Below are 8,541 nucleotides of genomic sequence, written 5' to 3' on the forward strand. Positions count from 1 at the left end.
ATGCAGGCTGAAGAGAAAATCGACTTTTAACAACCGTATTGGGGATGAGGCAGAGGAGCGCTCCCATGTTCCGGGATTCCAGATGGAATTCTGTGCGAATGACGGACCCTATTTTGCTCTCGTCCTGCCGCCACCCTTGTCCATTTTCCTTAAATCTTCTGGCGAAAGGAAGCAATCCTGTCATGGTGTCCATGCAGGATGCCGGTTTTCTCCAGTTTTGGGGGAAATTCCCAGTCGGGGATCTTCCTCCCCAGTGTAAATTTTAATTTTTCGCCCCGGTTCGTCCGAGTCAGGGCGTCCCTTTTTTTCAGGAGGTCTGCGTGAGTTTGAAACGAATTTTAGTCATTGATGATGAAGATGATATCCGGGAAGTCGCTCAACTGAGCCTAGAAATGGTTGGCGGTTGGGAAGTGCTCACCGCTAGTTCGGGTCATGAGGGACTCCAGGTGGCTGAAGCCAAACAGCCTGATGCAATTCTCCTCGATGTGATGATGCCAGAGATGGATGGCCCTGCTACGTTTAAAAAGCTCCAGGCTAATCCCTCAACTCAACAAATTCCGGTAATTTTGCTCACGGCCAAAGTGCTGTATGCCGACCAGCGCCGCTTTTCAGAACTGGGGGTTAACTCGGTGATTGCCAAGCCTTTTGAACCCATGAATCTAGCCGCTCAGGTGGCCTCGGCTCTCGGTTGGGAGTCCTAATTTCCCCTATCCTTCATTGATTCACAACTTCTTTATGATTATTTTTTAAAATGTGTCCCGATTAGCGGTTCGCAAATTCTTTTTTGCGTACAATCACCTTCATAAGTATAGATCCATATATCGCGGAGCGCCTTGATGAAAATAGCAGAAACGATTGAACAAGCTTTTACTTCTTATTTGGAAAAGCTGGGAATTGCTTGGTGGATTGAAATCGTTACCGCAGAACCAACTTGTACTTACTACTTTGGTCCCTTTATGAGTGCCAAAGAAGCGGAGTGCTATAAAGGGGGCTACCTGGAGGATCTCGAAAGTGAAGGTGCTCAAGGGTTTGCTGTTTATATTCACCGCTGTCAGCCGACTGAACTCACGATCGCCAATGACCTAGACTTTGATTAATTTTTAGGTTGAATCCCTTTCGGTTCTGACAGTTTTTACCCCCGACCCCCAGACGAATTATTAGGGAAGGGGGATTTTTTTTGCCGATTCATTTTGCCGATTCATTTTGTCCATTATTTTAGCCGTTGGTCAGTAATGGGTTTCGGTAATCTGGTCTCTCTTAACTCGCCTATCATCGCCACGGTTGTCCGGTTTTTATCCTCTCAGAAAGCACCTTGTTGATCCCCTCCCCAATCGTCCTCAAAAATGCTGAGTCCAGGAAGTATTCATACTTAGAGACTCTTGGGAGTAGGGTGGCGATCGCCTGGATCCCTCTATAGCTCAGGATAGGGAAAGTCTTTCTTTTAATCCTCTGTCTATCGGTCCGGCGATCGTATTGTTTCTCCAACAGCAGTTCCGCCAGGACCCCTCAAATCCTAGCCCTGTCAAGGTAATCAATTGAATGACGAAAAAGAGTGATGGAACGTAGGGGCACAATGTGCAGGCCCTCAATTGGTAATCAATTGAATGAGGAAAAATCGTGATTTGTAGAGGCGATTCTATGAGCGCCCCTACAAGTGCGGGCGCATCGAAGCCCCTACAAATACACCTTGACAGGGCTACCCCTCAAATCCCCTCGGAGACTTCCCCTTTTTCCCTTCATCCCATTCCCTTCCTTTCTCCCTCCCTCCCTATAAAACAGCCTCCCACCCTTTTTCTGTTTCTATCAGGCGTCAAAGCCACGATCGGAAGAATTGAGGTTAGCTATAGATCCAGTCTAAATCAGGATGAAAGCAGGAAATCTTTGGACCAGTTGGACCCCAAAAGCAAGCCAACTTTTTTCAGCCCAATCAATCCGGCTTAAGTGATCCCCGAAGCGCGGTTTTCCCCCACTTAAACCCCTCCCTCAATTTTTAACTCTTGATTATGGAGACATTAAATCATCCTTTAGGTAGATTTAAGAATCGGCTTATTTATCAATATTTAGGAATCTATTCACCGGACAGTCGATGAGTATAAAAGACGAGGTTGGGGTTCCCCTCTGCCCAGGGTTAGCCTTCATTCTTAGCCGATACTCTGCGATCCCTCTTGGATAGATCCAGAGTTTTTCCAACCTCTAACGGCCAAAAAAGGGAAAACAGACAAGAACTCTCCCGGAAAATGGTCTGCTCAAAAAAAAATTAAAAAATCTCGATTTTTCTGGTTCTCTTCACGCTATCTTCACATTCTTGCTTTAACTTCAATCATAGAGCTGAATTCAGCTCGGACTGTCCTAACGATAAGTACCAGGAGTCCCTAGCCATGCCATCCGCCTACCTCGCCCTCTTAACCCTCTCTTTTGGATCCGTCTGGATTTACTTACGAGCTTCTAATGATGTTCCGTTTGTACTAGCAGCTTTAACAGCGGTGGTTTGCTTTATTTGGGGGTTCGCCTTGGCACCTTGGTTAGTTCAGTTAGTCATTATCGGACTCGTCCTCGGTTTGGATAAATTTTACTTCTCTAAAGCAGGCCGTCTGGGTGGAAATTAACCCGAGTCAGCCACCGAGTTTTCTCCGTAGAATCACGCACAATTCCAGCACTGCACATTTCTCTTTACAAGTTTCTAGTTACTCTTCTTCTATTATTCTCAAACAGGTTTAAAAATCATGAACAATTGCCCTTGCTGCTCTAGTGCCTTACTCCGCCACGCTCGTCATAGCGGTGTGTATTGGTTCTGTCCTCATTGCTGGCAAGAAATGCCCGATCTGGCTGCAATGGTGGTACAACCTCGTCAGCGTGTACAGCAGCTAGAACGTTTAATCGATCTTTCCACGATTTCCTCCCGGCCCTCCAGACCTTCCCAACTCGAAGTCCGTAGCATTGCTTAAGGCAACCGATAAACTATAATCATTTACCTGGGTTAGAAAAAATTTATGTTGTTGAGAGACACGCCGTTTCAGATATTGCGAGCGTGTCTCGTGCATTCTGGATAGATTCTAAGCAAGGGCCGATCGCCCCCTGGCGTTACAGCAGGGTTTCGGGATAGCGCAACTCAAACCCCGCCCGTTTCAGTTTCTGATTCGAGAGTCGGACATGATAAGACCGATCTAAGGGGGCCGAGGGGTCCCAGGAAATGGGAGCCAGATTGTGGCGATCGCAAAGGCGATCGAGCAGTTCCCGCATCGGCAAGGGGACATCATTCACCAGATTGTAAATCCCCTGGCAGCGCTGACGACAGACCCAGACGATCGCCTCTACAATGTCCTCTAAATGAACCCAATTACTCCAATAGTCCCCACTGCCGGGACGAGTCGTGCCCGCAAAGCGACTAAAAATTTTTAACAGTTCGCGATCGGGTCCATAAATTCCCGCCAACCGCAGAATACAGACATTCAGGCGATCGCTTTGTGCCCCTAACAAAACCTGCTCCGTCTGCGCTAACACCCTGGCATTCTGATTCCCCGGTTTCACGGGGGTGGTTTCATCCACATCCGCACCCTGGTGGTCCCCATAGACCGACGAGCTACTGGTATAAATAACCTGCTGAACTCTCAAAGATTGCTGTAACACCGGCACCAGAGTCTTCGCCGTCTCCAGATAGGTTGTTTGATAATCTCCTCCCCTGGAAGGCGCGATGCTTAACAGAATCACATCTTGGTTTTCGACCATTGATGCCAGGGCCTCCGAATCATTTCCCTGGAGCACTACCACCTGTTGCGCCACCTGTTCGAGTTCCTCCCGGCGATCGCTCCGGGTTGTCGTTGCAGTTATACTATGTCCATCTTCGCGCCATCGACGTGCTACCGCCGTACCCACATAACCACAGCCAATAATTCCAATATTTAATCCCATCGTGACGCATCCTCAATCTTGCCTCAATATTCTCCCTAATTTTGCTATCCTTTAACCGTTAATGACCAGTATAAATACCTCATCCCCTGGGGGTTACTCCTGAGAATTCATCCCTTGTTTATCCCCCCCCACCGGATATTCATGCTCTAGCTATCATAGAGATATTGTAATTCTCGGTTCAAAAGAGCCGTTTAAGTGTATGACCGTTAAAAAACAGTTTGCCAGTTTTGAAGAAATGCTCACAGATTCAGAACTTCCTGTGCTAGTGGATTTTTACGCCGCTTGGTGCGGTCCCTGTCAAATGATGGGTCCCGTATTGGATGAAGTCAATACTCGCTTAAAAAATCGGATTCAGGTCGTTAAAATTGATACGGAGAAATACTCGGACCTGGCAACCGAGCATCGCATCTATGCCTTGCCGACTTTAGTTCTATTTAAAAATGGCAAACCTGTTCAGCGATTTGAGGGATTTCTCAGCGCAGAACAGCTTATTCCCAAACTTGAATCCCTGCTGTAAGGGAATCCGGATCACCTGAAGTCGGCGCGACGCTTAATGGTTTGTACTTCCGGTTTGTAACCCCGATCTAGGGAGGGGGTAGCAAATTCAGGCCGTGATGGGATATCCTAACTGGGAGTACCGATATCGAACCAGCCATGCCTGATGAATACACCCAGTCACGCGATCGTCAATCTTGCTGTGTTCAGTCAGTTTTCCCCACCCCAAGCGCATCTGGCGATCGCCGTGGGTGCAATTCTTCCGGACCTTCCGATCTTTTTGTTTTATGGTTGGGCTAAATTCATCAAAAAACTGCCCGAACGTCAAATTTGGAGCGAGGGTTATTGGCAACCGGGGTTGCAAAATTGGGTTGCATTATTTCATTCGATACCTGTAGCAATTTTTGCGGCAATTTTGGCTGATTATTGCGGTTGGGAAACGGGAAAATTTATCTTAATGAGTATGGTGTTCCATTCATTGGGAGATTTGCCTGTTCATCATGATGACGCCCATCGGCACTTTTTTCCTTTGAGCGATTATCGCCTGATTAGTCCGATTTCCTATTGGGACCCGCAGCATTATGGGAGAATTGTCGCCGGGGTAGAAGTGCTGGCGGTGTGGGTGGCAACGGCAGTGAGTTTTCCCGGGGTTGCTTCTGGAATAGGCAAAGGACTGATGGTGGCGATCGCCGGATTATCAGCGATCGCCTATTTCTATACCTATGCTCGTCTTCGGTGGTTGAAACCCTCTGCCTAAATCTTGCTCAATCCTCTGCCTATTCGAGGATTACCGGAGAAGTTAGTTGCGGCGAATGGTGAAACAGCACCAATCTTTGCGTCGCCAGAGAGTTGCCACCACCCACCCATATTGTTCCAAAGTGTCCGCTACAGGTTTGGCTTGGTCTAATAAAACCCCACTAATAATCCCCCAAGTGCTGGGTTTAGAAATCGCATCCATTTGGGGAATTAAATCAATAATCACTTCCGCGAGGATATTACAAACAATCCCATCAACGGGGACCGGACTCATTTGGGCAATCATTTCAACACTGCCTAATTGAGCTTGTAACAGCAACTCATCAATCTGATTTAATTCCCGATTGCGCCTTGTTGATTTGACCGCCAGAGGGTCAGTATCTACCGCATAAACCTGCTCGGCCCCGAGTAAAATTGCCCCAATGGATAAAATGCCCGAACCACAGCCAATATCCGCGATCGTGGCGTGAGTTTCTTCATACCCCAGGCGCATTTCCAGGGCTTCCAGACAGAGTTGAGTGGTTGGATGAGCGCCGGTGCCGAAAGCAACCCCCGGGTCCAATTTTAACACCAGGCGATCGGTTTCAGGAACCGGCAGCCATGCGGGGTTGACCACAAAGCGATCGCCAATTTCTTCGGGATGCCAATGTTGCTTCCAACTACTCGACCAATCCTCCTCCTCAATCAGATTCCACTGGACTGCGGGAATCGGCAGATTCACACACAGAGCATCTTGACGAAAGAGCAGAGACAGGGCCGCCAAATCTAATAAATGCGCCTGTTCCTGGGGTAAATAGGCCGAAATCAAACAGGAATGACCTTTCATCTCACTGGCGGTACCGCGACAGCCAAAAGTTTCCACTCGTAAGAAGACCAAATCTTCTAACGCCGGATCGCAGAGCACTTGTATTTCCCACCAGTTGTTAGCCATAGCCCGTGAGTTCCGAGTCCTGATTTGCGGTTGCGTTCTTGTCCTGTAATTCAGAGCAGATTTCCCAGCAGATTGACCGGCGATCGCACCGGGTCAGGGTCAAACCCTTGCTGAAATCAAAGGTTCCCGGCTTCTATCCCCGACCGAATCACCCTTCAATTTCGCCGATCGCAATTCAAACGACATCTTTAATCCGCTCTGCGATCGCTCCAACCCTGACACCGGGGACCTAAAACCCGTCTTCTGCCTTCAGGAAACTTTTCCTCCTATAACATTACCGTATAGGCATCCCGAATACCTGGAACCTTCATAATTTCTGCTAAAATCCCTTCCGGCAGGGGGTCATCCAGGCTCAACACCATCACCGCATCCCCACGCACGATTTTGCGGCCCACCTGCATACTGGCAATATTGACATTAAAACTGCCCAACAAAGAGCCAATTTTGCCAATAATTCCCGGCATATCCCGGTGGCGAGTAAACAACATATGGTGAGTCGGAGGGACATTAATCGGGAACTCATCGATATCCGTAATCCGAATTTCCCCATCCCCTAACAGCGCACCCGTCACCGAGTGGTCTCCTAGGGCTCCCTTCGCCTCTAAGTGCAGAGAACCCGTATAGTCACGAATCGAACCATCCCGAGTTTCAATAATGCGAATGCCTCGTTCTTTCGCTTCAATACTGGCATTCACATAATTCACCCGTTCCCGGAGTGCTTGGGAGAGTAACCCTTTCAGGGCCGCCACCACAATCGGTTGACTATTGTTATCCGCTAACTCGCCTTGGAGACGGACATTCAGTAACTCGACGCGACCCCCAGCCAACTGACCCACCAAATTGCCAAGGTTTTCTGCCAATTGCAGATAGGGACGGAGTTTTTCCAAAGCATCGGGATACAAACCGGGGATATTCACCGCCGATCGCGCCGGTAACCCCAACAGAACATCTCTAATTTGTTCCGCAACATCGATCGCCACATTGATTTGCGCTTCCGCAGTGGAGGCCCCTAAGTGCGGCGTCAGAATCGCTTCTTTCCCCAGACTCCGTAAGGGAGAATCGGCTTCTAAGGGTTCATTCTCATACACATCCAGGGCCGCCCCCCCAATTCGTCCCTCTTTCAAGGCTTCCGCTAAAGCCGCTTCATCAATAATGCCCCCTCTAGCGCAGTTGATAATCCGCACCGTCGGTTTCATTTTGGCAATGGCTTCGGCATTAATCAGATTAGCCGTTTCGGGAGTTTTGGGAATATGCAGAGTGATGTAGTCGGATTCCCGGAAGAGTAAATCCATATCGACTAACCGGCATCCGAGATGATCCGCCCGTTCGATGGAAATAAACGGATCATAAGCCAGCAACTTCATTCCCATCGCTTTCGCCGCAGCAGCAACATGGGAGCCAATTTTGCCGAGTCCGACAATGCCGAGGGTCTTTTTGTAGACCTCTGCACCCACATAACTTTTGCGGTCCCATTTGCCATTTTTAACCGAGTGGTTGGCATCGGGAATGTAGCGAGAAAGGGCCAGCATCATTGCCAGAGCGTGTTCCGCAGCAGCAATGGTGTTTCCTTCCGGGGAGTTCACTACCACGATCCCTTTGCGGGTGGCAGCAGGAACATCAACGTTATCCACACCGACTCCGGCACGACCAATAATTTTAAGTTGGTTACCGGCTTCGATAATTTCTGAGGTGACACGGGTCCCCGAACGAATCATCAGGGCGTCATATTCGGGGATAATCTGAACTAATTCTTCGTTGGATAGCCCTGTTTTCACATCAACTTGGGCAACTTGGGAGAGGATATCCAGTCCAGCTTGGTCTATGGGATCGGAGACAAGAACCTTGGGCATGGTCAGCTTTTAGGTGGCAACAAACAACAGCAGTCTCCTCTTACCGGGGAGTATCGGGCGGCAACGGGGTCTGGGTTCGGGCCGATGGAGGGGGCGATCGCTTTTGCTTTTTCGCTCTCGTCGGTCTACCGGACAGACTTGTTGCAGTAGGTCATTTTAACTGGAAAGGGTCTGCTATAGTTCAATGACCTAAAATTTTTAAGGTTTCAGTGAGTTGGTCCCGCTGTACCCTTGGAAAAGCCCCAAAGTCCTGTAGGGGCGCAATGCGCAGGCCCAAGAGGGCGTATGCAATACGCCCCTACAAGTCATCGGTGGTTCGTAGGGGCGCAATGCGCAGGCCCAAGAGGGCGTATGCAATACGCCCCTACAAGTCATCCGTCCGTGGAATGGGTTCGTAGGGGCGCAATGCGCAGGCCCAAGAGGGCGTATGCAATACGCCCCTACAATGGAATGGGTCCGGGGAATGGGTTCGTAGGGGCGCAATGCGCAGGCCCTCTTGGGCGTATGCAATACGCCCCTACAAGTCATCGGTCCGTGGAATGGGTTCGTAGGGGCGCAATGCGCAGGCCCTCTTGGGCGTATGCAATACGCCCCTACAAG

At 49.3% G+C, this 8,541-nt stretch carries 9 protein-coding genes; 6 read left to right on the forward strand and 3 right to left on the reverse strand.

The window, feature by feature from the left end:
- Positions 1 to 320: 320 nt before the first annotated feature.
- The 4 genes from NG833_RS05415 (at position 321) to NG833_RS05430 (ending at position 2,945) form a co-directional block, all read left to right on the forward strand.
- Positions 321 to 701, forward strand: coding sequence for a response regulator (locus NG833_RS05415; protein WP_254564285.1), 381 nt, complete (start codon positions 321 to 323; stop codon positions 699 to 701).
- Positions 702 to 836: 135 nt separating this feature from the next.
- Positions 837 to 1,097, forward strand: coding sequence for a DUF1816 domain-containing protein (locus tag NG833_RS05420; protein WP_254564286.1), 261 nt, complete (start codon positions 837 to 839; stop codon positions 1,095 to 1,097).
- A gap of 1,281 nt (positions 1,098 to 2,378) precedes the next feature.
- Positions 2,379 to 2,606 carry a hypothetical protein gene (locus NG833_RS05425; protein ID WP_254564287.1) on the forward strand — a complete coding sequence of 76 codons (228 nt, stop codon included), beginning with the start codon at positions 2,379 to 2,381 and terminating at the stop codon, positions 2,604 to 2,606.
- 117 nt (positions 2,607 to 2,723) lie between these two features.
- Positions 2,724 to 2,945 (forward strand): hypothetical protein, encoded by a 222-nt coding sequence (locus tag NG833_RS05430; protein WP_254564288.1) that lies wholly within the window; start codon positions 2,724 to 2,726, stop codon positions 2,943 to 2,945.
- Between the two features lie 136 nt (positions 2,946 to 3,081).
- Here NG833_RS05430 and NG833_RS05435 read toward each other — a convergent pair whose 3' ends face one another.
- On the reverse strand, positions 3,082 to 3,909 hold the full coding sequence (locus NG833_RS05435; protein WP_254564289.1) for an SDR family oxidoreductase: 828 nt from the start codon (positions 3,907 to 3,909) through the stop codon (positions 3,082 to 3,084).
- A 199-nt stretch (positions 3,910 to 4,108) separates the two neighbouring features.
- Here NG833_RS05435 and trxA point away from each other — a divergent pair, with 199 nt between their 5' ends.
- Positions 4,109 to 4,426 carry a thioredoxin gene (gene trxA, locus NG833_RS05440; protein WP_254564290.1) on the forward strand — a complete coding sequence of 106 codons (318 nt, stop codon included), beginning with the start codon at positions 4,109 to 4,111 and terminating at the stop codon, positions 4,424 to 4,426.
- A gap of 144 nt (positions 4,427 to 4,570) precedes the next feature.
- Positions 4,571 to 5,161, forward strand: coding sequence for a hypothetical protein (locus NG833_RS05445; RefSeq protein WP_254564291.1), 591 nt, complete (start codon positions 4,571 to 4,573; stop codon positions 5,159 to 5,161).
- A gap of 42 nt (positions 5,162 to 5,203) precedes the next feature.
- On the opposite strand, the gene prmA is transcribed toward NG833_RS05445, so the two are convergent.
- Both prmA and serA read right to left on the reverse strand, forming a co-directional pair.
- Positions 5,204 to 6,091: a 50S ribosomal protein L11 methyltransferase gene (prmA, locus tag NG833_RS05450; protein ID WP_254564292.1), complete on the reverse strand. Its 888-nt coding sequence runs from the start codon at positions 6,089 to 6,091 to the stop codon at positions 5,204 to 5,206.
- Between the two features lie 266 nt (positions 6,092 to 6,357).
- Positions 6,358 to 7,941 carry a phosphoglycerate dehydrogenase gene (gene serA, locus NG833_RS05455; RefSeq protein WP_254564293.1) on the reverse strand — a complete coding sequence of 528 codons (1,584 nt, stop codon included), beginning with the start codon at positions 7,939 to 7,941 and terminating at the stop codon, positions 6,358 to 6,360.
- Between the last annotated feature and the right edge of the window lie 600 nt (positions 7,942 to 8,541).

Origin of the sequence: Oscillatoria sp. HE19RPO (assembly GCF_024220515.1) — a bacterium.
Taxonomy (GTDB): Bacteria; Cyanobacteriota; Cyanobacteriia; order Cyanobacteriales; family Laspinemataceae; genus Laspinema.

What these genes read in the sequence shown, in the direction of transcription:
- NG833_RS05430 (WP_254564288.1), top strand. Translation starts at nt 2,724, where the DNA reads ATGAACAATTGCCCTTGCTGCTCTAGTGCCTTACTCCGCCACGCTCGT.
- prmA (WP_254564292.1), bottom strand. Translation starts at nt 6,091, where the DNA reads ATGGCTAACAACTGGTGGGAAATACAAGTGCTCTGCGATCCGGCGTTA.
- NG833_RS05435 (WP_254564289.1), bottom strand. Translation starts at nt 3,909, where the DNA reads ATGGGATTAAATATTGGAATTATTGGCTGTGGTTATGTGGGTACGGCG.
- trxA (WP_254564290.1), top strand. Translation starts at nt 4,109, where the DNA reads ATGACCGTTAAAAAACAGTTTGCCAGTTTTGAAGAAATGCTCACAGAT.
- serA (WP_254564293.1), bottom strand. Translation starts at nt 7,941, where the DNA reads ATGCCCAAGGTTCTTGTCTCCGATCCCATAGACCAAGCTGGACTGGAT.
- NG833_RS05420 (WP_254564286.1), top strand. Translation starts at nt 837, where the DNA reads ATGAAAATAGCAGAAACGATTGAACAAGCTTTTACTTCTTATTTGGAA.
- NG833_RS05445 (WP_254564291.1), top strand. Translation starts at nt 4,571, where the DNA reads ATGAATACACCCAGTCACGCGATCGTCAATCTTGCTGTGTTCAGTCAG.
- NG833_RS05425 (WP_254564287.1), top strand. Translation starts at nt 2,379, where the DNA reads ATGCCATCCGCCTACCTCGCCCTCTTAACCCTCTCTTTTGGATCCGTC.